Annotated in this window: 18 protein-coding genes; 7 read left to right on the forward strand and 11 right to left on the reverse strand. The window is 75.1% G+C overall.

The window, feature by feature from the left end; all coding sequences use genetic code 11:
* Positions 1-191: 191 nt before the first annotated feature.
* Positions 192-623 carry a division/cell wall cluster transcriptional repressor MraZ gene (mraZ, locus tag OG767_RS23460; protein WP_281936599.1) on the reverse strand — a complete coding sequence of 144 codons (432 nt, stop codon included), beginning with the start codon at positions 621-623 and terminating at the stop codon, positions 192-194.
* Between the two features lie 356 nt (positions 624-979).
* Between mraZ and OG767_RS23465 the strand changes: the two genes are divergently transcribed.
* Genes OG767_RS23465 through OG767_RS23480 form a run of 4 tightly spaced genes read left to right on the forward strand, consistent with a single transcriptional unit; the run spans position 980 to position 4,415 of the window.
* Positions 980-2,227, forward strand: a complete 1,248-nt coding sequence (locus OG767_RS23465) for a MurT ligase domain-containing protein (protein WP_343447696.1) — start codon at positions 980-982, stop codon at positions 2,225-2,227.
* Positions 2,217-2,939 (forward strand): type 1 glutamine amidotransferase, encoded by a 723-nt coding sequence (locus OG767_RS23470; RefSeq protein ID WP_396859432.1) that lies wholly within the window; start codon positions 2,217-2,219, stop codon positions 2,937-2,939. Before OG767_RS23465 ends, OG767_RS23470 begins: the two co-directional genes overlap by 11 nt.
* Positions 2,936-3,652, forward strand: a complete 717-nt coding sequence (locus OG767_RS23475; RefSeq protein ID WP_281936602.1) for a TVP38/TMEM64 family protein — start codon at positions 2,936-2,938, stop codon at positions 3,650-3,652. Before OG767_RS23470 ends, OG767_RS23475 begins: the two co-directional genes overlap by 4 nt.
* Before the next feature lies 1 nt (position 3,653).
* On the forward strand, positions 3,654-4,415 hold the full coding sequence (locus OG767_RS23480; protein WP_405090530.1) for a phosphotransferase: 762 nt from the start codon (positions 3,654-3,656) through the stop codon (positions 4,413-4,415).
* Positions 4,416-4,648: 233 nt separating this feature from the next.
* On the opposite strand, the gene leuS is transcribed toward OG767_RS23480, so the two are convergent.
* Positions 4,649-7,489: a leucine--tRNA ligase gene (gene leuS, locus OG767_RS23485; protein ID WP_405090531.1), complete on the reverse strand. Its 2,841-nt coding sequence runs from the start codon at positions 7,487-7,489 to the stop codon at positions 4,649-4,651.
* A 326-nt stretch (positions 7,490-7,815) separates the two neighbouring features.
* Between leuS and OG767_RS23490 the strand changes: the two genes are divergently transcribed.
* Genes OG767_RS23490 through OG767_RS23500 form a run of 3 tightly spaced genes read left to right on the forward strand, consistent with a single transcriptional unit; the run spans position 7,816 to position 12,659 of the window.
* The gene (locus tag OG767_RS23490; protein WP_405090532.1) at positions 7,816-8,877 is read left to right on the forward strand and encodes an AAA family ATPase; all 1,062 of its coding nucleotides are present in this window, start codon (positions 7,816-7,818) and stop codon (positions 8,875-8,877) included.
* Between the two features lies 1 nt (position 8,878).
* On the forward strand, positions 8,879-10,177 hold the full coding sequence (locus OG767_RS23495; RefSeq protein WP_405090533.1) for a DUF58 domain-containing protein: 1,299 nt from the start codon (positions 8,879-8,881) through the stop codon (positions 10,175-10,177).
* A 16-nt stretch (positions 10,178-10,193) separates the two neighbouring features.
* Positions 10,194-12,659, forward strand: coding sequence for a DUF3488 and DUF4129 domain-containing transglutaminase family protein (locus OG767_RS23500; protein ID WP_405090534.1), 2,466 nt, complete (start codon positions 10,194-10,196; stop codon positions 12,657-12,659).
* A 184-nt stretch (positions 12,660-12,843) separates the two neighbouring features.
* Here OG767_RS23500 and OG767_RS23505 read toward each other — a convergent pair whose 3' ends face one another.
* The 9 genes from OG767_RS23505 to OG767_RS23545 form a co-directional block, all read right to left on the reverse strand.
* The gene (locus OG767_RS23505) at positions 12,844-13,242 is read right to left on the reverse strand and encodes a DUF3040 domain-containing protein (RefSeq protein ID WP_405090535.1); all 399 of its coding nucleotides are present in this window, start codon (positions 13,240-13,242) and stop codon (positions 12,844-12,846) included.
* Positions 13,243-13,357: 115 nt separating this feature from the next.
* A complete protein-coding gene (locus tag OG767_RS23510) occupies positions 13,358-14,620 on the reverse strand; it encodes a DNA polymerase IV (protein ID WP_405090536.1) in 1,263 nt (420 codons plus the stop codon).
* 72 nt (positions 14,621-14,692) lie between these two features.
* Positions 14,693-15,856: an alkaline phosphatase family protein gene (locus OG767_RS23515; RefSeq protein ID WP_405090537.1), complete on the reverse strand. Its 1,164-nt coding sequence runs from the start codon at positions 15,854-15,856 to the stop codon at positions 14,693-14,695.
* A complete protein-coding gene (locus tag OG767_RS23520) occupies positions 15,853-16,584 on the reverse strand; it encodes a methyltransferase domain-containing protein (protein WP_405090538.1) in 732 nt (243 codons plus the stop codon). The genes OG767_RS23515 and OG767_RS23520 overlap by 4 nt, the downstream gene beginning before the upstream one ends.
* Positions 16,585-16,601: 17 nt before the next feature.
* Positions 16,602-16,781 (reverse strand): hypothetical protein, encoded by a 180-nt coding sequence (locus tag OG767_RS23525; RefSeq protein WP_089157237.1) that lies wholly within the window; start codon positions 16,779-16,781, stop codon positions 16,602-16,604.
* Between the two features lie 98 nt (positions 16,782-16,879).
* Positions 16,880-20,260 carry an error-prone DNA polymerase gene (locus tag OG767_RS23530; RefSeq protein WP_405090539.1) on the reverse strand — a complete coding sequence of 1,127 codons (3,381 nt, stop codon included), beginning with the start codon at positions 20,258-20,260 and terminating at the stop codon, positions 16,880-16,882.
* A gap of 414 nt (positions 20,261-20,674) precedes the next feature.
* Positions 20,675-22,351: a DNA polymerase Y family protein gene (locus OG767_RS23535; protein ID WP_405090540.1), complete on the reverse strand. Its 1,677-nt coding sequence runs from the start codon at positions 22,349-22,351 to the stop codon at positions 20,675-20,677.
* A complete protein-coding gene (locus OG767_RS23540) occupies positions 22,348-23,085 on the reverse strand; it encodes a hypothetical protein (RefSeq protein ID WP_405090541.1) in 738 nt (245 codons plus the stop codon). The genes OG767_RS23535 and OG767_RS23540 overlap by 4 nt, the downstream gene beginning before the upstream one ends.
* A 133-nt stretch (positions 23,086-23,218) precedes the next feature.
* Positions 23,219-23,770 carry an SAV_6107 family HEPN domain-containing protein gene (locus OG767_RS23545; RefSeq protein WP_405090542.1) on the reverse strand — a complete coding sequence of 184 codons (552 nt, stop codon included), beginning with the start codon at positions 23,768-23,770 and terminating at the stop codon, positions 23,219-23,221.
* Positions 23,771-24,100 lie beyond the last annotated feature (330 nt).

The following is a 24,100-nucleotide window of genomic DNA, read 5'->3' on the forward strand; positions in this document are numbered from 1 at the left end:
GTTCGAAAACCGTCTGTGTGCACGTGTCCGTCGTCGCCACGACGCCTCGCCATACCGCCAGATCCCCATCCGCTCCCGCCCGCCGGAGGCCGCGGCCCTCCGTCTCGGATCGTGCGCCTGGCACCGGGGAAGGGGTGCCAGGAACTCGAAAGCGGCTGGAGATCTCGCAGTACGTCGGGCGCCGTCACGCCCTACAGACCGCCGGGCAGCACCCCCTCCTCGATGTCGGCGAAGTCGTCTTCGCTCTCCGCGAGGTAGGCCTCCCAGGCCGCCCTGTCCCAGATCTCCACCCGGGTGCTCGCCCCGATCACGACCAGCTCCCGGTCGAGGGCCGCGTACGACCGCAGGTGCCCGGGAATCGTGACCCGACCCTGCTTGTCCGGCACCTCGTCGTGCGCGCTGGCGAAGAAGACCCGGCTGTAGGCCCGGGCCGCCTTGCTGGTCATCGGCTGGGCGCGCAACTGGCCGGCGATCCGCTCGAACTCGGGCATCGGGAAGACGTAGAGGCAGCGCTCCTGCCCTTTGGTGATCACGACACCCCCCGCCAGCTCGTCCCGGAACTTGGCCGGCAGGATCAACCGGCCTTTGTCGTCCAGGCGCGGGGTGTGGGTGCCGAGGAACATCGGCCCAACCCCCTCGCCCTGAGCGGCGTTCGCGGCGCCGCTGACCCCCCGGGCCGGTGTGGCCCTCCCGGCCTCACCATCGCGCCCCACTCTACTCCACTTCCCTCCACCTGCAACCAGAATCGCCTGGTCGGCGCGGCGTTTCCGCGCGCAAAACCGCACGTCAACGCGGGTGGGGCCCGGTGGAGGGGGCGGCCGCCCCCGGCGGGGGTCCGTTACCCGACATCGGACCGCCCCCGTCCGGCCGAACGCGCTCCGGCCGTCCGCCGGGCCGTCCTCGGCCGAACGGTTCGCCGTCGGCGGCGATCTGGCGGGAAGCATGGTCCGGTAACCTCGCTCGGGTGACGGACGCGAAGATGCCCTTGCGGGCAAAGGTGGCCAGCTCCGTGTCGCGCACCGCCGCGGCGCTGTCGCGGGCCGCGGGCCGTGGCGACGGCTCGGTGATCGGCGGCTGGATCGGCCTCAAGATCGACCCGGACCTGCTCGCCCACCTCTCGGCCGGGCGGGCCATCGCCCTGGTGTCCGGCACCAACGGCAAGACCACCACCACCCGGCTCACCACCGCCGCGGTCGGCGTGCTCGGCCGGGTCGCCTCCAACGCCTTCGGCGCCAACATGCCGACCGGGCACACCTCGGCGCTGGCCAAGGCCGGCAGCACGCCGTACGCGGTGCTGGAGGTGGACGAGCACTACCTGGCCCAGGTGCTGGAGGCGACCGAGCCGCACGTGGTGGCGCTGCTCAACCTCTCCCGCGACCAGCTCGACCGCGCCAAGGAGGTCGCCATGATGGCGCAGCTCTGGCGCGCCGCCCTGGTCCGGCACCCCGACGTGCGGGTGGTGGCCAACGCCGACGACCCGATGGTGGTCTGGGCCGCCACCCCGCCGGCCGACCCGGCCCAGGGTCACGTGCCGCCGCACGTCACCTGGTTCAGCGCCGGCCAGCGCTGGCACGACGACTCGTGGGTCTGCCCCGAGTGCGGCTCCACCATCCAGCGCTCCGGCGGGCAGTGGTGGTGCACCGGTTGCCCGCTGCGCCGCCCCGAGCCGCAGTGGACGGTGGAGGACGACGGCGTGCTCGACCCCACCGGCGCCTGGCACAAGATCCAGCTCCAGCTCCCCGGCAAGGTCAACCTCGGCAACGCGGCCACCGCGCTGGCGGTCGCCGCCGAGTTCGGCGTCCGCCCGGTGGACGCGGTCTCCCGGCTCGGCTCGGTCACCTCGGTGGCCGGCCGCTACGCCCAGGTCGACCGGGACGGGCGCAACATCCGGCTGCTGCTGGCCAAGAACCCGGCGAGCTGGCTGGAGGCGTTCGACATGGCCGACGTCGCGCCGACCCTGCTCTCCATCAACGCGCGCGACCCCGACGGGCTGGACACGTCGTGGCTGTTCGACGTCGACTTCTCCCCGCTGGCCGGCCGGCAGGTGCTGATCACCGGCGACCGGGCGTACGACCTCGCGGTGCGCCTCGACGTCAACGGCGTGCCGTTCCGACACGTGCGTACGTTCGACGAGGCGGTCCGCGCGGTGCCGCCGGGCCGGCTGGAGGTCATCGCCAACTACACCGCCTTCCAGGACATCCGAGCGGAGCTGGACCGTGTCAACTGAGAGCCTGCGCATCGTCTGGGTCTATCCCGACCTGCTGTCCACCTACGGCGACCGGGGCAACGCGCTGATCCTGGCCCGCCGGGCCCAGCTGCGCGGCATGCCGGTCGAGGTGCTTGAGGTCCGCTCCGACCAGCGGCTGCCCGCCACCGCCGACATCTACCTGATCGGCGGCGGGGAGGACGGCCCGCAGGCGTTGGGCGCCCAGCGCCTGCTCGCCGACGGCGGCCTGCACCGGGCGGTGGCCCAGGGCTCGGTGGTGTTCGGCGTCTGCGCCGGCTACCAACTGCTCGGCACGTCCTTCTTCGCCAAGGGCACCCGCTGCCAGGGGCTGGAGCTGCTCGACCTCTCCTCCGACCGGGGTCCGACCCGGGCGGTAGGCGAGCTGGCCGGCGAGGTCGACCCGCGGCTGGGCATCCCGCACCTGACCGGCTTCGAGAACCACGGTGGCCGCACCCATCTCGGTCCGGGCGTGTCGCCGCTGGCCCGGGTCACCGCCGGGGTCGGCAACGACGGCGCCACCGAGGGCGCGTGGCGGGGCAAGCTGCTCGGCACCTATTCGCACGGCCCGGCGCTGGCCCGCAACCCGGACCTGGCCGACCTGCTGCTGCGCTGGGCGACCGGCATCCACCAGCTCCCCCCGCTCGACGACACCTGGGCCGACCGGCTCCGGTCCGAGCGCCGCGCCGCGGTGGCCGCCGCCGCCCGGGCATGACCGGGGCCGCCCGGCCGGGGCGGCGACCGGCGGTCCGCCGCCTCGTCGGGTTGCTGGGGCAGCCGTCGGCGCGCCGGTTCGGGCTGCTGCTCCTGCTGCTCGCCGGGTTCGGCGTCACACTGCTGCTGGTGCCCCGGCCGGACGCGGCCGACCTGCCCCGGCTCGCCGACTCGCTCGGCGGGTACGCCCCGGTGGCGGCCGTGGTCGGCGGCGCGCTGCTGCTGGTCGCGCTGGTGCCCCGGACGTTCGTCACGCTGGCCTCGGGCGCGATCTTCGGGCCGGTGCAGGGCGCCGCGTACGCGCTCGGCGCGGCGCTGCTCGCGGCGGCGCTCGGCTTCGCGGTCGGCCGGCTGCTGGGCCGGGACTTCGTGGCCGAGCGGGTCCGCGGTCGCCTGGCCCGGCTGGACGGCTGGTTCGCCCGGCAGAGCGTGTTCGGGGTGATCACCGTCCGGCTGCTGCCGATCGCCGGCTTCGGGTTGGTCAGCTACGGCTACGGCACCACCGCGGCCCGGGTGCTGCCGTTCCTGGCCGGCAGCGTGATCGCCTCCGCCCCGACCGCCATCGGCTACGCCGCGATCGGCGCGGCGGTGACCAGCCCCGGTTCGATCAACTGGTACGCCGCCGCGCCGGCCAGCCTCGGCCTGATCGCCAGCGTGCTGATCATCCATCGCTGGTGGCGGGCCGAGCGACAACGCCGGCTCGGTCCGAGCTGACGTGGCCGGCACCGGGGAGACGCTGCCCGGCGGGTTCATCGCCGAGGTGGTCCGGGTCGGGGACACGGTCCGCCGGACCCGGCCGGCCAACGCCGACTTCGTCGCCGCGCTGCTGGTTCACCTGGCGTCGACCGCGCCCGGGATCGCGCCCGCGTACCTCGGGGTGGACGAACAGGGCCGGCAGGTGCTCTCCCACATCGACGGCGTGGTCCCGTGGCGCGACCGGGAGGAGCCGGCCTTCTTCGCCGACGCGGCGCTGACCGGCCTGGCCGGGCTGGTCCGGGCGCTGCACGACGCCTGCGCCGGCACCGGGCTGGCCGGCGGCGCGGAGACGGTCTGCCACCGGGACCTGTCCCCGAAGAACACGGTGTACCGGGCCGGACCGGCCGGTCCGGTGCCGGTGGCGCTGCTGGACTGGGACCTCGCCGGTCCGGGTCGGCGCATCGACGACGTGGCGTTCGCCGGCTGGCACTGGGGCACGCTCGGCGGCGACGCCGACCCGGCCGAGCTGGGCCGTCGCTGCCGGCTGCTCTGTGACGCCTACGAGGGCCCGGCCGGCGGGCTGCTCCCCCGCGCCGAACTGGTCACGGTCATGTGGGACCAGATCGGGACCACCTGGCGGGGCATCGACGCCGGCGCCGACCGGGACGAGCCCGGCATGCGCCGGTTGCGCGCCGCCGGCGCGGTCGAGACGGTACGCGGCTGGCACGACTGGCTGCACCGACACCGCCGGGCGGTCTCCGCCGCGCTCGGCACCACCTGACCGCCGCCCGCACTCGCGGCGGGCCACCGGCCCGCGGCCCGGGTCGCGTGGAGACACGTCCCCGGTGCGGCCTGCGCCTGGGAGTGCCTACGAACTTGATGGCGTAGGTGGCTCAGCCACGACGCCTCCCGGCGTGTGGTGCCGGCGAGTCATCCACGCCATCACGTTCGTAGGCTCCGCGGAGTCACCTCTCCGGTCCCGGACGGCGACCGGCCACGACCCCCGACCTGGGGTCAGGCGACGACCGAGACCATCCGGCCCTTCACCACGATCACCTTGCGCGGCTCCTTGCCGGCCAGCACGCCGGCGACCGCCTCCAGCGCGGTCGCGCGGACCACGTCCTCGGGCGCGTCGGCCGGCACCTCGACCCGGCCGCGGACCTTGCCGTTGACCTGCACCGGGTAGGTCACCGACTCGGCCACCAGCAGGGCCGGGTCGGCCACCGGGAAGTCCGCGTACGTCAGCGAGGTGTCGTGGCCCAGCCGGCGCCACAGTTCCTCGGCGATGTGCGGGGCGAACGGGGCGACCATCAGCACCAGCGGCTCGGCCACCTCGCGCGGCGTCTCCGCCAGCCTCGTCAGGCCGTTGGTCAGCTCGATCAGCTTGGCGATCGCGGTGTTGAACCGGATCGCGTCCATGTCGACGCGGACCCCGTCGATCACCTTGTGCAGCAGCCGCCGGGTCGCCTCGTCGGCGGGCGCGTCGGTGACCCGCGACGCGCCGGTCCCCTCGTCGACCACCGTGCGCCAGACCCGCTGCAGGAACCGGTACGAGCCGACCACCGCCCGGGTCTCCCACGGACGGGACACCTCCAGCGGGCCCATCGACATCTCGTACACCCGGAACGTGTCGGCGCCGTACGCCGCGCACATGTCGTCCGGGGTGACCACGTTCCGCAGCGACTTGCCCATCTTGCCGTACTCGCGCCGGACCTCCGTCTCGCCGTGGAACCACCGGCCGTCGACCTCGACGACCTCCTCGGCCGGCACGTACGCGCCGCGCGGGTCGGTGAACGCGTACGCCTGGATGTAGCCCTGGTTGAACAGCCGGCGGTACGGCTCGAACGAGGAGACGTGCCCCAGGTCGAACAGCACCTTGTGCCAGAAGCGGGCGTACAGCAGGTGCAGCACGGCGTGCTCGGCGCCGCCGACGTACAGGTCGGTTCCCCCGCAGTCGCCGGGCCGCCGCGGGCCCATCCAGTACGCCTCGTTCTCCGGCTCGGCGAAACGGTCGGCGGCGGTCGGGTCGACGTAGCGCAGCTCGTACCAGCAGGAGCCGGCCCACTGCGGCATCACGTTGGTCTCCCGGGTGTACCGCTTCGGCCCGTCACCCAGGTCCAGCTCCACCTCGACCCAGTCGCGTCGCCGCGACAGCGGGGTCTCCGGGTTGCTGGCGGCATCCTCCGGGTCGAACGTCTTCGGCGAGAAGTCGTCCACCTCGGGCAGCTCGACCGGCAGCATCGACTCCGGCAGCGCGATCGGCGCCCCGGTCTCGTCGTACACGATCGGGAACGGCTCGCCCCAGTAGCGCTGCCGGGAGAACAGCCAGTCCCGCAGCCGCCAGGTGGTCGCGCCGACGCCGCGCCCCTCGGCCTCCAGCCAGCCGATGGCCCGGGCCTTCGCGTCGGCCAGCCCCAGGCCGTTCAGGTCCAGGCCGGCCGCGGGCGCGGCGCTGTTGATCCGCGGCCCGTCCCCGGTGTACGCCCCGCCGGTGAACCCCTCCGGCGGCTGCACGGTACGCACCACGGGCAGCTCGAAGACCTCGGCGAACGCGTGGTCCCGCTCGTCCTCGGCGGGCACCGCCATGATCGCGCCGGTGCCGTAGCCGGCCAGCACGTAGTCGGCGATGAAGATCGGCACCGGCGCGCCGGTGACCGGGTGGTCGGCGTAGGCGCCGGTGAAGACGCCGGTCTTCTCCCGGGTGTCGGCCTGCCGCTCCATGTCCGTCTTGGCGGCGGCGGCCTTGCGGTACGCCTCGACCGCCTCGCGCGGGCCCGCGTGCCCGCCGGTCCAGGCGTCCCGGGTCCCCGCCGGCCAGGCCGCCGGCACCAGCGCGTCGACCAGCTCGTGCTCGGGCGCCAGCACCAGGTAGGTGGCGCCGAAGATGGTGTCCGGCCGGGTGGTGAACACCCGCACCGCGGCGGCGTCGGTCGGGAAGTCGATGTGCGCGCCGGTGGACCGGCCGATCCAGTTGCGCTGCATCAGCTTGATCGGCTCGGGCCAGTCCAGCGTGTCCAGGTCGTCCAGCAGCCGGTCGCCGTACGCGGTGATCCGCATCATCCACTGCTTCAGGTTGCGCTTGAAGACCGGGAAGTTGCCCCGCTCGGAGCGACCGTCGGCGGTGACCTCCTCGTTGGCCAGCACGGTGCCCAGCCCGGGGCACCAGTTCACCGGCGCCTCCGAGACGTACGCCAGCCGGTGGTCGTCGACGACGCGGCGGCGCTCGGCCACGGTCAGCTCCGCCCAGGGGCGGCCGTCCGGGGTGGGCCGGGTGCCGCCCTCGAACTCGGCGATCAGCTCGGCCACCGGGCGGGCCCGGCGCGCGTCCGCGTCGTACCAGGAGTTGTAGACCTGCAGGAAGATCCACTGCGTCCAGCGGTAGAACTCGGTGTCGATGGTGGCGACCGAGCGCCGCTCGTCGTGGCCCAGCCCCAGCCGGCGCAGCTGCGCCTTGTACCGCGCGATGTTGGCCACCGTGGTGGTCCGCGGGTGGGTGCCGGTCTGCACCGCGTACTGCTCGGCCGGCAGGCCGAACGCGTCGAAGCCCATCGCGTGCAGCACGTTGTGGCCGGCCATCCGCTGGTAGCGGGCGTAGCAGTCGGTGCCGATGTAGCCCAGCGGGTGGCCGACGTGCAGGCCCGCGCCCGACGGGTACGGGAACATGTCCAGCACGTACAGCTTCTCGGCGCCGGCTCGGGGGTGCCCCGGGTCGGCCAGCGGGCCGGTCGGATTCGGGGCGTGGAAGGTGCCCTCCCGTTCCCAGGTGTCCTGCCAGCGGTGTTCGATCTCCTCGGCCAGGGCGGCGGTGTACCGGAACGGGGGAATGTCGGTGGCCGGTGCGGCTGCCTCACTCATGGCGTCTCCTCAGGTCTGCTGGGGGCACAAAAAAGCCCCTCGCGCAGGAGGGGCGGCCGTGCTGTCGCGCGTTCAGCGCATCAGCACGGCTCGGTAAGAAGCAGGAAGACTCCGGCCATGGGTCGCAGTGTACCCCGGTCCCCCGTCCGGCGAATATTCCGGGCGTAACCGACCGACCACCTGCGGGAGTCGGCGTTCCCGGCAAACATGGTTAGCCTGAGAGGCCAGTGAGATGCGTGCGGCAGACGAGGCTCGGCGTCGCGAACCCAACGGCGGGTCCAGGTGCTCTATACAGAGCTGCCGTTCCGGCGACGAGGAGGAGGCCCGTGACACAACAGACCTGGGACGAGGTGGGCGGTCTGCTGCCGCACGACGAGTTCCGTGCCGCCAGTGAGGCCGTCGTGGCCAACATCGAGCAGGTCATCGAGGGCAAGACGGCCACCGTCCGGCTCGCCCTGGCGGTGCTGCTCGCCGAGGGCCACCTGCTCATCGAGGACGTTCCCGGCGTCGGCAAGACCAAGCTGGCCAAGGCGATGGCCCGTTCCATCGACTGCTCGGTCCGCCGCATCCAGTTCACCCCCGACCTCCTGCCCAGCGACGTCACCGGCGTCAGCGTCTACAACCAGGAGACCCACGACTTCGAGTTCCGCCCCGGCGCGGTCTTCGCCAACCTGGTGGTCGGCGACGAGATCAACCGGGCCTCGCCGAAGACCCAGTCGGCCCTGCTCGAGTGCATGGAGGAGCGGCAGGTCACGGTCGACGGGGTGACCTACCAGCTCCAGACGCCGTTCATGGTGATCGCGACGCAGAACCCGATCGAGATGGAGGGCACCTACCCGCTGCCCGAGGCGCAGCGGGACCGGTTCACCGCCCGCATCGCGATGGGGTACCCGGACCCGAACGCCGAGCTGGCCATGCTGGACGGACACGGCGCCACCGACCCGCTGTCCGGCCTGCGCCCGGTCTCCGACGCGGCCACCGTGCGGCGGCTGATCGGCCACGTCCGCCAAGTGCACGTCGCCGACGCCGTCAAGCAGTACGCGATCGCCCTGGTGACCGCCACCCGAGAGGCGCCCGACCTGCGACTCGGCGCCTCCCCGCGGGCCACGCTGCAACTGCTGCGCACCGCCCGCGCGGTGGCCGCGCTGGAGGGCCGCGACTACGTCCTGCCGGACGACCTCCAGGCACTCGCGGTGCCGGTGCTGGCACACCGGATCATCCCGACCGCGGACGCGCAACTGGCCCGGCGCACCACCGACGCGATCGTCGCCGAGCTGGTGCACCGCCTGCCGTTGCCGCACGACCGGCAGCGCTCCCCGTACGACACCCGGCCCGGTGGCACCGGCAACGGCAACGGCCGGGGGCCGTACGAGCCGCGGAGGCCGTGACGTGCGCGACGGGCTGCGTGGGCTGACCACCCGCGGGCGCTCCTTCCTGGCGGCCGCGGTCGCCGCCGCGATCTCCGCCGCCATCCTCGGTGAGAAGGACCTGCTCCGGGTGGCCGTCCTGCTCGCCGTCCTGCCGCTGCTGGCCGCCGCGTACGTCGGTCGTAGCCGCTACAAGCTGGCCTGCAACCGCACGCTCGATCCGCACCGGGTGCCGGTGGGCGCCAGCTCCCGGGTGGTGCTGCGGTTGCAGAACCTGTCCCGGCTGCCCACCGGCACGCTGCTGCTGGAGGACCGGCTCCCCTACGCGCTGGGCAGCCGGCCCCGGGTGGTGCTGGAACGGCTCGGCGCGCACCAGGCCAGCTCCGTGGCGTACACGGTCCGGGCCGACGTGCGGGGCCGCTACGACGTGGGCCCGCTGGTGATCCGGCTGACCGACCCGTTCGGGCTGTGCGAGCTGACCCGCTCGTTCCCCAGCACCGACCACCTCACGGTGATCCCCCAGGTCACCCCGCTGCCCGCGGTGCGGCTGCCCGGCGAGTACGCCGGCAGCGGCGACAGCCGGGCCCGCTCGGTGGCCGTGCACGGCGAGGACGACGCCGCCACCCGGGAGTACCGGATGGGCGACGACCTGCGCCGGGTGCACTGGAAGTCGACCGCGCGCACCGGCGAGCTGATGGTGCGCCGCGAGGAGCAGCCCTGGGAGAGCCGGGCGACGGTGGTGTTGGACACCCGCGCCGCCGGGCATCGCGGCGAGGGTCCGACGGCCAGCTTCGAGTGGGCCGTCTCGGCCGCCGCCAGCATCGCCGTGCACCTGCGCCAGGCCGGCTACAAGCTGCGCCTGGTCACCGGCAACGGCGCCGACGTGGGCGCCACCGAGGCCGGCGGCGAGGGGGTGCTCCTCGATCACCTCGCCGAGGTGCACCTCGACCGACGCGGCGAGATCACCACGCTGGTGCAGCAGGTCCGGCAGCGGGCCGACGGCGGCCTGATCATCGCGCTGCTCGGCACGCTCGGCGACGCCGAGGCGGAGCTGCTGGCCGGGCTGCGTGGCAACGGCGCCACCTGCGTGGCGTTCCTGCTCGACAGCAACACCTGGCTGAACCTGGCGCCGAAGGCACGGGCCGAGGCGGAGCGGGCGCACGGCAGTGCCGCGCTCGCCCTGCTGCAGAGCGGCTGGCGGGTGATCGGGGTGGAGCACGGCAACCGGCTGCCGGCGCTGTGGCCGCAGGCCGGGCGCGGCTCCCAGGGCTTCGCCCTGCGGGCGGCGCTGGCCGAGACCGTCGCCGGAGGCATGCGATGACCGGAAGGGTGGTTCGGTGATCCCGCACCGCAACATCGGCTTCGTCGCCGCGGCGGCGACGCTGCTGGCGGCGGCCCCGCTGTCGGCGATCTTCGAACGCTGGACGTGGCTGGTCCAGGCGGCCATCGTGGTCGCCGTGGTGGCCGGCGCGGCGGCGCTGGCCCGGCTGGGACGGGCCCCGCTCTGGGGCCAGTTGCTGGCCATGCTGGCCGGCCTGACGCTGGGCCTGACGTGGGTATTCCCGGGCGGCACCGAGGCGTTCGCGTTCGTGCCGACCCCGGCCACGTTCGCCCACTTCGGTGACCTGCTCCAGACCTCGTTGCAGGACATGCGCGGCTACGGCGTCAAGGTGCCCGACGTCGACTCGCTGCTCTTCCTCGCCGTGCTCGGCATCGGCGCGGTGGCCGTGGTGGTGGACGTGCTCGCGGTCGGGCTGCGCCGGCCGGCGCTGGCCGGGCTGCCGATGCTGGCCATCTACTCGGTGCCGGTGGCGGTCTACGTGGACAGCGTCCCGGCCACCCCGTTCGTGGTGGGCGCCGCCGGTTACCTGTGGCTGCTGGTCACCGACAACGTCGACCGGGTGCGCCGGTTCGGTCGCCGGTTCACCGGCGAGGGCCGCGACGTCGACGTCTGGGAGGCGTCGCCGCTGGCCGCGGCCGGCCGTCGGCTGGCCGTGGTCGGGGTGGTGGTGGCGGTGGCGCTGCCGCTGGCCGTGCCGGGGATGACCGGCGGCCTGATGAACAACCTCGGCACCGGCCCCGGCGACGGCAACGGGCGGCCCGGCCAGGGCGGCAGCACGGGCCGGATCGACCTGTTCGCCGCGCTCAGCGGGCAGCTCAACCAGAGCGAACGGTTCGACCTCGTCAAGGTCACCACCAACGAGCCGAACCCGTTCTACCTGCGCCTCGGCGTGGTGGACGATCTGCGGCCGAGCGGCTTCCAGGCGCGCGTGCCCAGTGGGCAGCCGGTCACCCGCGGCCTGCCCGACCCTGCCGAACGCGCGCCCCGCGGGGTCGAGCAGCAGCGCTACCGCGCCACCGTCGAGGTGACGAAGAACCTGAACATGCCACTGATGCCGGTCTACGCCGAGCCGGTGAAGACCGATGACCTGGCCGGCAACTGGCGCTACGACCCGCAGCAGCAGATCGTCTTCTCGAGCCGCGACAACGCCCGCGGCAAGCGCTACTCCTTCGACTACGTACGGTCGACGTTCAGCCCGGCGGCGCTGCGCGCCGCGCCGTCCCTGCCGTCGGACAGCGCGGTGCTGCGCCAGCAGACCGTCACCCCGTCGGTCCCGGCCGTCGACCGGCTGGTCGAACGGCTGGTGAAGGGCCGGCAGACCGACTACGACAAGGTCCGGGCGGTCTACGACTACTTCTCGGTGGAGAACGGGTTCACCTACGCGCTCTCCACCCGCGCCGGCAGCAGCGGGGACGACATCACCGACTTCCTGGCCACCAAGGTCGGCTACTGCCAGCAGTACGCGGCGGCCATGGCCTGGCTGGTGCGGGCGGCCGGCGTACCGGCCCGGGTGGCGGTGGGGTTCACCAACGGCAGCAACGGCGGCGACGGCTCCTACGTGCTGACCAACCAGAACCTGCACGCCTGGACCGAGGTCTACTTCGGCGGGATCGGCTGGGTGCCGTTCGACGCCACCCCGGCGGCGAGCATCCCGGGTTCGGTGCGGTCGGCCTGGGCCCCGGACACCGACGCCCCGGAGGAGGTCACCCCCGCGCCGGGCAGCAGCGCCGCGCCCGACGCGACCGACCCGTCGGCCGGCCCGAACGAACCGGACCGCCTGGACAAGGACGCCGACCAGGGCCTGGCGGTCGGTGAGAACGGGCCGACCCGGCAGGACCGGGTCTGGCCGTGGTGGCTGGCCGGGGTGCTCGCGCTGCTGGCGCTGCTGGCCGTGCCGGCCCTGCGCCGCTCCGCGCTGCGTCGTCGGCGGCGGGTCCGGGCGACCCTGCCGGCGGCCACCGCGATGGCCGTGCCCGGGCAGCGGGGCCGCGGCCCCGAGATGGTGGTCGGGGTGGACGCCGAGGCGGCCCGCGTCGACGCGCACGCCGCCTGGGACGAACTGCTCGACACGCTTGTCGACTTCCATGTGCCGGTGGACGGCACGGAGACGCCGCGGGCCACTGCCGAGCGGTTGAGCCGGGAGGCGCTGGTCGAGGACGCCGGCGCGGTGACCGGGGTACGGCTGCTGGGTCGGGCCGAGGAGCGGGCCCGGTACGCCCGTGACCCGCTGACCGACGCCGAGTTGCAGCCGGCCCTGCGGACGGTCCGGGGAGCGCTCGCCGCCCGGGCGGACCGGCGGACCCGACTGCTGGCGGCGGTGCTGCCGCCGTCGGTGCTGGCGCGGTGGCAGAACGCCCTGGCCGAGCGGTCGGCCCGCCTGGTCACCGTCACCGGGCAGGCCCGGCAGCGAATGCTGCGCTGGAACCCACGTCGCCTGCTGGCCAACCGCCCCGCCCGCTGACCCCCGCCCCCTCTCCCCTCCCCTTCGCAGATTCACGGAAAGAGTGGTTATCCGGGCCCGGATAACCACTCTTTCCGTGAATCAGGGGAACAACGCACGGGGTGGGGGTGACGTGGCGAATGCGCTTGCCGGCACGCCGGCAAGCGTCCGTCGCGGCCCCGCCCGGGTCAGGGGCGGGGCGTGGTCAGCGGTGGCCCTCCGGGCGCTGCCGCCAGCGGTCCTCCATCCGATCGAGGAAGGAGCCCCGGCGGCCACTGCGGCCACGGGGACGACGCCGACTTGTCGTTGTGCCGCCCACCACGTGCAGGTCGGGCGACTGGGACTTGCGGTGCGACTGCACCGCGTAACCCAACGAGGCCAGCATGACGACGAAGCCCGCCACGGCCACCGCAGGAATCTTGATCACGGCACCGTAGATCAACAGTGCCAGACCAGCGACGACCACGCCGGCAGCGACGAGCACGCGACGCCGCGCGTGGAAACGCGGGTCGCTGGCGCGCACGGCCGAGGCGAACTTGGGATCCTCGGCAAGCGACCGCTCGATCTGCTCGAACAGCCGCTGCTCGTGCTCCGAGAGCGGCACGGCACTCCTCCCCGGTCACGTTGGTCGGCCCGGTCGGGCCGACAGACCGTGGCAGCCAACCGGCTGCTTACCCGCAAGTCTACGAGGGGGCTCGCGCGTCGGAAAGCGGGACGACCTACGGCCGGGTCGGTTTTTCGACTTGTCGTGGATCGCGCCGGCCGAGAAGACTGGCCGGACCTATGACGGACCGCCCGAAACGGGCGGCCGCCGCGTCCGCCGCCGCTTCCGCCTCCCGCCACCCCCGCTCCGGTGCACCCAGGGTGAGCTGCTGCGGCGTCTCCTCCGCCGCGGCCAACCCCTCCATCCGTACGCCGACCAGGCGAACCGCCTCGCCAGGGGCGAGAGCGAGCCAGAGCGCCCAGGCCGTGTCGAACATCTCCCGTGCGGTATCGGTCGGCACGCCGAGCGTGCGGGAACGACTGATCGTGCGGAAATCGGCGAACCGGACCTTCAGTGACACCGTACGACCCACCTGACCGGCCGCCCGCAGCCGGGCGCCCGCCTTCTCGGCCAGGGCGAGCAGCGCGCGCCGGATCTCGACCGGGTCGGTGACGTCGGTGTCGAACGTGACCTCCGCCCCGATCGACTTCTCCACCTGCTCCGGGGAGACCCCGCGCGGGTCCCGCCCCCGGGCCAGCTCGTGCAGGTGCGTCGCGGACGCCTCGCCCACCGCCCGGCGCAGCAGACCGGCCGGCGCCTCCGCCAGGTCGCGCACCGTACGCAGGCCGAGCCGGCGCAACGCCTCCGCCGAGCGTTCCCCCACCCCCCACAGCGCCGACACCGGCAGCGGGTGCAGGAAGTCCAGCACCCGGTCGGCGGGCACCACGAGCAGGCCGTCCGGCTTGGCCCGGGTGGAGCCCAGCTTGGCCACGAACTTCGTCGGCCCCACCCCGACCGAGCAGGTCAGCCGCTGCTCCTCGGCCACCCGGCGACGGATCAGCGCGGCGATGGCCGCCGGTCGCCCGAACAGCCGGCGGGCACCGGCCACGTCGAGGAACGCCTCGTCCAGGGAGAGCGGCTCGACCAGCGGGGTGACGTCCCGGAAGATCTGCATGACCGCCCGGGACGCGGCCGAGTAGGCGGTGAAGTCGGGCGGCAGGTAGACCGCGCCCGGACAGAGCGCCCGGGCCCGGGCGGTGGGCATCGCACTGCGGACCCCGAACTCCCGGGCCTCGTAGCTGGCGGAGCTGACCACGCCGCGTGGCCCGACGCCGCCCACCACCACCGGCCGGCCACGCAGCTCGGGGCGGCGACGCACCTCCACCGAGGCGAAGAACGCGTCCATGTCGACGTGCAGGATGGAACAGGCGGTGTCGTCGGCGTCCGGCCCGAAGCGCGGGTCACCGCCGCCCCGGGGCAACGACTGGCTGCGGCCCATGCCCCGCAGGCTAGCCCGCCGGTCCGACAACCCCACCGGTCAGCCCCGTCCGGGCGGGCGCGGCCGGACCGGTCAGCCCCGGACCACCAGCAGCGGGACGGTCATCTCCGCGGCGGTGTCCGCGCCGTGGTACGCCACCAGCCGCGACACCATCGGCGGCTCGGACCGGGTGGCGAGCACCGCGTACGTGTCCCGGCAGACCACCACCACGTCACCGATCCGGGCCAGGTGTGCCTCCGGCACCGGCCCGAACCAGCCGGTGGCCACCGCCTCCGCCCGGGTCAGCACGTCGGCCGCCCCGCCCAGCACCCCACGCCAGGCGGCCACCACGTCGACCTCGGCGCCCGGCTCGACGTGCAGGTAACGGACCCGGGGCTCGCCGGCCACCACCCGCACCCCGGCCCGCAGCCGGGGATCGGCGTCCAGGTCGATCCGGTGCCCCACGGGAATGTCGAGCTGGCCGTGGTCGGCGGTGACCAGCAGCGCGGCGTCCGGCGGCAACCCGTCCAGCAGGCGGGCCAGCAGCGCGTCCACCTCGGCGGCGGCCGTCCGCCAGGGCGCGGAGTCGACGCCGCTGAGGTGCCCGTGGCGGTCCAGGTCGGGGTGGTAGCCGGAGACCAGCGTGGGCCCGACGCCGGCGGCCAGCGCGGTGAGCATCCGGGCGGCGAGCGCGTCGATCCCGGCCGCGCCCCGGTAGTCGCCGCCCCGGTTGGCGGCCAGCGTCAGGCCACTGCCGGCGAACTCGGGGCGGCTCACCACGGTCACCGCCACGCCGGCGGCGCGGGCCCGCTCGTACCAGGTGGGGACCGGTTGCCAGCGGACCGGGTCGGGGTCGCCGGCCCAGTCGACGTGGGTGAGCACCCGGTCGGTGCCGGGCACCCGGACCGTGAAGCCGAGCACGCCGTGCGCGCCCGACGGGGCGCCGGTGCCGAGGCCGACCAGGCTGGTCGGGGTGGTGGAGGGGAAGCCCACGGTGAGCGGTGTGCCGGTGGTGGCGGCCAGCCCGGCCAGCGTCGGCGCGTACCGGGCGGCGGTGGGGATCTGGTGCCAGCCGAGGCCGTCGACGAGCAGCACGGCGACCCGGCGGACCCCGGCGAGCCGGGGCGTCAGGTCGAGCCGGTCGACCGCACCGGGCACGCCGAGCAGCGACAGCGCGCTGGGCAGCACGTCGACCAGGCCGCCGCCGTCGTAGCGGGGCGCGACCCGGTCCAGTGGGGCCGGGACCGGGCCGGTCATGCCGGGCGGCGGGCGAACAGGTGCAGTTGGGCGGCCAGGTCCCGGTACGGCGACCGACCGGCCAGGGCCCGTTCCAACTCCACCAGGGCGGCCGGCTGACCGTCGGCCACGGCGGCCGGCAACAGGTCGGCGAGCACGCGTACGCCGTGGATCTCCTCGACGACGAGCCCGGCGGCGGTGAGCAGCGCGGCCGCGCCGTCGGCGTCGTAGCGGCGGCGCAGCGTGTCCCGGCCCCCGGCGGTGCCGTGCGGGTCGGCGGCGAGCGCGGCGGCGGCGTCGAGCTGCCCGTTCATCGCCCGGCCGAGCACCGCGGCGGCCCGCGCGGCGACCAGCACGCTGGCCGCGCCGCCGGGACGCAACGCGGCGACCAGCGCCGCCGTCACCGGCTGCGGGTCGTCGACCACCTCCAGGACGGAGTGGCAGAGCACCAGGTCCACCGAGGCCGGTTCGACCAGCCCGGCGAGCGCGTCGGCGTCGCCCTGCGTCGCGCGTACCCGATCGGCGACCCCGGCCTCGGCGGCCCGGCGGGTCAGCGCGGCGAGCGCGTCGGGGCTGGCGTCGACCACGGTGACCCGGTGGCCGGCCTCCGCGAGCGGGACGGCGAAGCCGCCGGTCCCGCCGCCGACGTCGAGCACGGCGAGCCGTTCGTCGGCCCGCCGGCTCAGCTCGGCCCGGAGCACCGACCAGATCACGGCGGTGCGGGGGGTGAGGGTTCGGGTCTGCTCCACCCCGCCGAGCCTAGGGGTCAGGACTCGCCGCCGCCGGCCGGGTCCTCCTCGGCGCGGGAGCGCTGGGCGTTGGCCACCGGGCCGTCGGTCACCTGGTGCTCGCGCGGCTCGATCTCGTGGGTGGGCGCCCACCCGGCGCCGAGCCGGGTCCGTCGGGCGTTGGCCACGCCACCGGGGTACGTGCTGTGAAAGGTCATCTGGTTCATCCCCCATACCCGGGTGGGCCGCTCTGCCCACCCGTGTCCGGGAGTCTCCCGTGTCCGGCCCCGGGAAACCGTAATGTGGATCACTACGGTCAACGGAAATCCCGGGACGCCGGCGTGACGGGCGGCTCGATCGCGTCCAGCCGGTCCGCGGTGAGGTTCGTGACGCCCTCGTGCCGCTGCAACCGGCCCCGCACCACCAGCGCGCCGCTGGTGCGGGCGATTCGACGGTAGCGCTGCCACAGCCCTGGCGAACACGTGACGTTGAGCATGCCGGTCTCGTCCTCCAGGTTGAGGAACGTGACCCCGCCGGCGGTCGCCGGCCGCTGCCGGTGGGTGACGATCCCGCCGACCCGGATCCGCTGCCCGGGCGCCACCTGGCCGAGGCGGGCGATCGGCACCGCGCCCAGCGCGTCCAGCCGGCCCCGGATAAACCGGGCCGGGTGGCTCTCCGGGGACAGGCCGGTGGCCCAGACGTCGGCGACCAGCCGGTCCACCGCCGCCATGCCGGGCAGCGTGGGCGGGTCCGCGCCGGTCACCGTGCCGGGCAGCCGACCGGGCCGGTCCTGGGCCGCCGCGCCGGCGGCCCAGAGCGCCTGCCGCCGGGTCAGCCCGAAACCGGCGAACGCGTCCGCGGTGGCCAGCGCCTCCAGCTGCGCGGCGGTCAGACCGGTCCGTCGGGCCAGGTCCGGCATGTCCCGGTACGGCCCGTGCGCGGCCCGCTCCGCCTCGATCCGCTCGGCCGCGTCGTCGCCGAGGGTACGGATGCTGCCCAGCCCGAGCCGGACCGCCGGCCCGCCCAGCCCCCAGGCGTGCGGCGGCTCGCCCGGCAGGCTCCCCCACCGGGTCTCCGGCGTCGACTCCAGCACCGCCTTGGCGCCGCTGGCGTTGATGTCCGGCCGGCGCACCTGGACCCCGTGCCGGCGGGCGTCGTCGGCCAGCGTCTGCGGCGAGTAGAAACCCATCGGCTGCGCGTTGAGCAGCGCGGCCAGGAACGGGCCCGGGTGGTAGCGCTTCAGCCACGAGCTGGCGTAGACCAGGTACGCGAAGCTCATCGCGTGGCTCTCCGGGAAGCCGTAGCTGGCGAACGCGGTGAGCTTGCGGTAGACGTCGTCGGCCAGCTCACCGGTGATGCCCCGCTCGGCCATCCCGGCGTAGAGCCGGTCGGCGATCCGGGCCATCCGCTCCACCGAGCGTTTCGCCCCCATCGCCCGGCGCAACTGGTCCGCGCCGGCCGCGTCGAAGCCGGCCAGGTCGATGGCGAGCTGCATGAGCTGCTCCTGGAACAGCGGCACACCGAGCGTCTTCTCCAGCGCGTTGCGCATCAGCGGGTGCGCGTACGTGACCGGCTCCTGGCCGTTCTTGCGCCGGATGTACGGGTGCACCGAGCCGCCCTGGATCGGGCCGGGCCGGATCAGCGCCACCTCCACCACCAGGTCGTAGAACTCGCGGGGCTTGAGCCGGGGCAGCGTGGCCATCTGGGCCCGGCTCTCCACCTGGAACACGCCGACCGAGTCGGCCCGGCAGAGCATGTCGTAGACCTCGGGGTCGTCGAGCGTCATCCCGCCCAGGTCCAGGCTCATCCCGATCATGTCGTAGCCGTAGTGCAGCGCGGACAGCATGCCGAGGCCGAGCAGGTCGAACTTGACCAGGCCGACCGCGGCGCAGTCGTCCTTGTCCCACTGGAGCACGCTGCGGCCGGGCATCCGGCCCCACTCCACCGGGCACACCTCGATCACCGGCCGATCACAGATGACCATGCCGCCGGAGTGGATGCCCAGGTGCCGGGGAAAGGTCTGCAACTCGTTCGCGTACGCGACCACCTGCTCGGGGATGTCCGCCACGTCGACCGCGGCGACCGAGCCCCACCTGTCGATCTGCTTGCTCCAGGCGTCCTGCTGGCCGGGCGAGAAGCCGAACGCCTTCGCCACGTCCCGCACCGCCGACCGGGGCCGGTACGAGATGACGTTGGCGACCTGGGCGGTGTGCTCCCGGCCGTAGCGGGCGTAGACGTGCTGGATCACCTCCTCCCGCCGGTCGGACTCGATGTCCACGTCGATGTCGGGCGGGCCGTCCCGTTCCGGGGCGAGGAACCGCTCGAACAGCAGCCGGTGCCGGACCGCGTCCACGTTGGTGATGCGCAGCGCGTAGCAGACCGCCGAGTTGGCCGCCGAGCCCCGCCCCTGGCAGTAGATGTCCTGCTCGCGGCAGAACGTGACGATGTCGTAGACCACCAGGAAGTAGCCGGGGAAGCCCAGCTCGTCGATCATCCGCAGCTCGTGCTCCAGTTGCGCGTACGCCTCCGGGTGCGCCTCGGGCGGCCCGTAGCGCTCCCGGGCGCCGTCCATGGTCAGCCGCCGCAGCCAGCTCATCTCCGTGTGCCCGGCCGGCACCGGGTACGCCGGCAGTTGCGGCGCGACCAGGTGCAGGTCGAACGCGAGTTCCGCGCCGAACTCGGCGGCCCGCGCCACCGCCCCCGGGTACGCGGCGAACCGCGCCGCCATCTCCGCGCCGCTGCGCAGGTGGGCGGTGGCCGCGGCGGGCAGCCAGCCGTCGATCTCGTCGAGGCTGCGCCGGGCCCGCACCGCCGCCAGGGTGGTGGCCAGCCGACGTCGCCCCGGCGTGGCGTAGTGCACGTTGTTGGTGGCCACGGTGGGCAGCCCGGCGGCGGCGGCCAGCTCGGCCAGCGCGTCGTTGCGGTCGGCGTCGACCGGGTGGCCGTGGTCGGTCAGCTCCACCGCCACCGTCTCCGCGCCGAACAACGCGGTCAACCGGTCCAGTTCCCGGGCCGCCGCGTCGACCCCGTCGGTGAGCAGCGCGGCCGGCACGTGCCCCTTGCGGCAGCCGGTGAGCACCAGCACGTGGTCCTTCAGCTCGGCGGCGATCTGCTCCAGCTCGCCGTAGACCGGGCGGCCCTTCTCCCCGCCGCGCAACTGGGCCCGGGAGATGGTGGCGGCGAGGCGCGCGTACCCCTCGTGGCCGTGCGCGAGCACCAGCAGGTGCCGGCCGAGCGGGTCGGGTTCGCCGTTCTGCGGGCCGGGCAGCCCGAGCGACAGCTCCGCCCCGAAGATCGTCGGCAGCCGCAGCGCGCGGGCCGCCTCGGCGAAGCGCACCACGCCGTAGAAGCCGTCGTGGTCGGTGACGGCGAGCGCGGTGAGCCCCAGCCGGGCCGCCTCCTCGGCCATCTCCTCGGGATGGCTGGCCCCGTCGAGGAAACTGAAGTTGGAGTGCGCGTGCAGCTCGGCGTAGGGCACCGTGCCGTCCGGGCGGGTCAGCTCCGGCGGCCGGTACTCCGCACGGCTGCGGCTCCAGGCCGGGGCGTCACCGCCGTCGGCGTCGACCGCGAGCGGGTCCACCACCTGCGGGTCCACCACGTGCAGGTGCCGCTCGCCCCGGACGCCCTCGCCCTTCGCTCGCCCGGAGAGCACCTGCTCCAGCTTCGACCAGGGCATCCTCGGGTTGTGGAAGCTCATGCCGCGCTCCCCCGCCCGGCACCCGTCGAGATCCTCCGGTCTGCCGAGATCTTGGAAGATGTCGGCCCCCGGGAGGGCCAGAAGCTTCCAAGATCTCCCGTATCGGCCGGTCGAAGGGTTGCCCGCGGCTGCCTGCCAACTTGATGGCACGGATGAGTCATGGCGACACCAGCGACGGAGGCGGTGGCGACACCAGCGACGGAGGCGGTGGCGACACCAGCGACGGAGGCGGTGGCGACACCAGCGACGGAGGCGGTGGCGACACCAGCGACGGTGGCGGCAACGGTGGCGGTGGCAGCGACACCGGCGGCGACAGGTCGGCGGGGTGACCCGGTTACGCCATCAAGTTCGTAGCCTCCGGCGAGCGGAAGTCGGCCCGGCACGGCGGCACGCCGCCGAGCCGGGGCGGGCCGCTCAGTCATAGATCGCCTCCACCAGCCACTGCCCGCCCTCGACGGCGAGCAGCAGGGCGGAGCCGTCGACCAGGCAGACCTGGAACCGGGCCCGCCGACGCGCCTCGGCCGGCGCCCACCAGCGCTCGTCCACCGGCCACGGGCCGGCCCACCCGGAGATCTCGGCCGGCCGGCCGGCGCCCACGGTCAGCCGGGCCGGCGCCGCGCTGACCGCCAGCCGGGCGCTCACCACGACCGGTTCCCCCGCCGCGTCGTGCACCTCGGCCGCCAGCGGGGTGGGCAGCACCACGGCCGGCGCCGGCGGCGGGATCCGCCCCGGCCACGGCGGCTCGGGCACCGCCCTGGCCCGGCCGGTCCGCCGACCGGCCCGCACCGCCGCCCGGCCCGACTCGGCGGACCCGACGGATGGTGTGGCGCCCGGGGGCGGGAGGGCCGGCAGGGGTGGCGGGCCGGGACGGGCGGGCACCCGCTCGTCGCCCCACGGGACCAGACGCACCTGGTCGGCCGGGGAGCGCCCCCCACCCAGGACGGCGGTGACCACCGCCTCGGGGCCGAGGATGCCCTGCACCCGGTTCAACGCGCGGTGCGCCCGCTCCCGCTCCGCGCCGGTCTCCCCCCACAGCCCCGGTTGCAGGCCGGCCTGGGCGAGCACCCCGTCCGGCACCAGCCGCAGCCGGATGATGCCGGCGGTCGGGCGGGCCGGGCGGGCCCCACCCCGGCCGTTGCTGCCGGAGAGCCACCCGTCGAGCTGCCAGCGGACCCGGTCGGCGATGGCCGCGGCGGTGAGCAGGCCGTCGTGCCGCCAGACCCGGTGCAGTTCCTGGCCGTGCGCGGTGACCGCCTCGATCCCGAGCCGGGTGCAGGCCAGCCCGTACGCGGCGAGCCGCTCGTGCAGTCGCTCGGCCAGCGTCCGCGCGGCGAACGCGGCGGCGTCGACCCGGTCGATCGGCTCGTCGTGCTCGGCGGTGACGGTCAGGTCGGCGGGCGGTTGCCGGACCGCGAGCGGTCGGTCGTCCCGCCCGGCGGCGAGCCGGTGCGCCAGCGCCCCGTCGAAGCCGAACCGGGCCAGGACGTCCCCGGCGGGCAGCGCGGCGAAGTCACCGAGGGTGCGTACGCCGAGGCGGCGCAGCAGGTCGACCAGGGCGGGCCGGCCGAGCGCCTCGACCGGCCGGGTGGCCAGGAACGCCGCGGTGCCGCCCGGGGGCACGATCCGCCCCTCCCGGGCGGCCAGGCCGGCCGCGAAGACCCCGTCGGCGATGCCGACCTGGCTCTCCACCGCGCAGCTCTGGGCCACGTGCTCGACGATCCGTTCGGCCGCCGCCTCCTCACCGCCGAGGTAGCGGCTCGGCCCCCGGGCGGCGGTCGCGCAGGCGCCGGGACGGATCACCTCGACGCCGGCGACCACCTCCTCGACGGCGGCCACCACCGGCTCGAACGCCCGCGCGTCCCGCCCGGGATCGTGGTCGACCACGGTGACCTGCGGGCAGCGGCCCTGGGCCTCCCGCCGGCGCAGCCCACGCCGGATCCCCTCGGCCCGGGCCCGCTCGGAGCAGGCCACCACCCGGTTGGCGTGCAGCACCACGACCGGGTCGGTGGCGGGCACGCCGTCGACGATCTCGGCGGCGAGGACGGGCCAGTCCGGGCACCACAGCAGCAGCGCCCGCGCCGGGGCGCTCACGGCCCGGCCACCGGGGCGACCACGCGCAGCCGGCGGCCCGGGGCGGCGGGGATGCCGGACCCGACCGAGCGGGGAATCACCCGGGTCAGCTCGTCGCCGGGCAGCCACACCTTGATCTCCTTGGGCCGGGCGGCGGCGCCCCGGCCACGGGCCGAGACGGTCACCTCGCGGCGGCGCAGCCGCCCGCGCCCCGGCCCGAGCCCCTGCCAGACGCCCCGGACCACCTGGAGCGTCACGTCCGCACCGTCCCACCGGCCGTACGGGACCAGCACGCTGCCACGTTGCCGGGCCCGGGCGGCCAGCCGGGCGGAGACCGCGGCGGAGACCGCGGCCGGCACGGCGGTGACCACCACGTCGACCCCGTCGATGAGCGCGGCGACGACGGTGGGCCACTCCGGCCCGGGATCGGGCACCAGGGCGAGCCGGTCCAGGGCGATCCCGGCCTCGGCCGCCGCGCCGGCCCCGAACGTGGGCACACCGATCACGGCGCACCACGAGCCGGCCCGGGACGCCTCGGCGAGCAGCGCGAGGATCAGCGAGGTGGCGCCGCTGTGCCGGGGTCGGCCGACGCCGACCGCGACGGTGCTGCCGCGTCGCAGCCCACGGTTGGGCAGCAGCCCGGTCAGCTCGGCCCGGACGGGAAGCACCCGGTGGCCACCGGCCGCGTCGGGCGCGCTCGCCGGACGCACCAGCTCGGCCAGGGCGGCGGAGCCGACCACCATGCGGCCCGCCATCGGACCAACCCCCCGTCGTGTTTTCGCCACGGGCCGGCCCGTGGTTGGTGCTGTGGATCATGTGGTGCGCTGGACCGTGTGGTGCGGCGTCCGGCCCCCCGGGTCCCGCCGATGGCGGCCGGACGCCACGACTTCAGGCGGCGGCCGCCCCGGGGCGCGGCGCGGCAGCCGACCCGGGGCGCGGCGCGGCGGCCGACCCGGAGCGCGGCGCGGTGTCGGAGCCGCCGAGGTGCAGGGGCCGGGGCAGGCCGTCGAGGGCCGGCTGGTGCGGCCGGCCGAGTGCGGTCTCCACCACGGTCACGAACTGTTCGGCGGCCCGGAGCAGGTCGTCGGCCTCCCGGGCGGTGACCACCCGGGGGATGCCGGCCTCGGCGGCGGCTCGCTTGCCGGCGCCGGCGGCGAAGTAGGCGGCCCACTCGTCCAGCTCGGGGGCGACGGTGGCGAGCAGCACCCAGACGCTGGTGATCCGGTTGCGTCGGGTGGGCGCGGGCCGGGCCCGGGCGGCCAGCACGGCGGCGGCGGCGCGCAGCGCCGCGAGGTGGGCGGCGGCGTACCGGAGACCGTCGGGGCGGGTGCGGGCGGCCTCGGCCAACCCCTCGCGGGCCACCGCGAGCAACTGGGCGGGGGTGCGGTGCGGCAGCACGTGCGCGGGCACCGTGGGCGCCTGGGCCGGACTGGTCGGCATGGGTCTCTCCTCCGCGTGTGGCCGGGGCGGGCGGTCGCGCGACGGGGGAACCGTCGCCCGGTCGCCCGGAGCGGTCGGTGCGGAGGAAGACGCACCTCAGGTGGCGGCCGGCCGGATGTGGACGCTTCCCCACACCCACACCCGGCCGGCGTGCCGGCGGGTCCGTCGCCCGCCGCCCGGGGGTCGTGGGCGGCGGGCGACGACCTGCCTGACGGGCTCGGACTCGCGACTGTCCGAAGCCCGGTGCGGCCCGCGGAGCCGCACCTTGTCCGGAAGTCGGCGCCGCGAAACACCGCTTCCGGAGCTGGGGAACGGGTGGGCGACCCGAGC

It is taken from the genome of Micromonospora sp. NBC_01392 (genome assembly GCF_045040125.1).
GTDB lineage: Bacteria > Actinomycetota > Actinomycetes > Mycobacteriales > Micromonosporaceae > Micromonospora.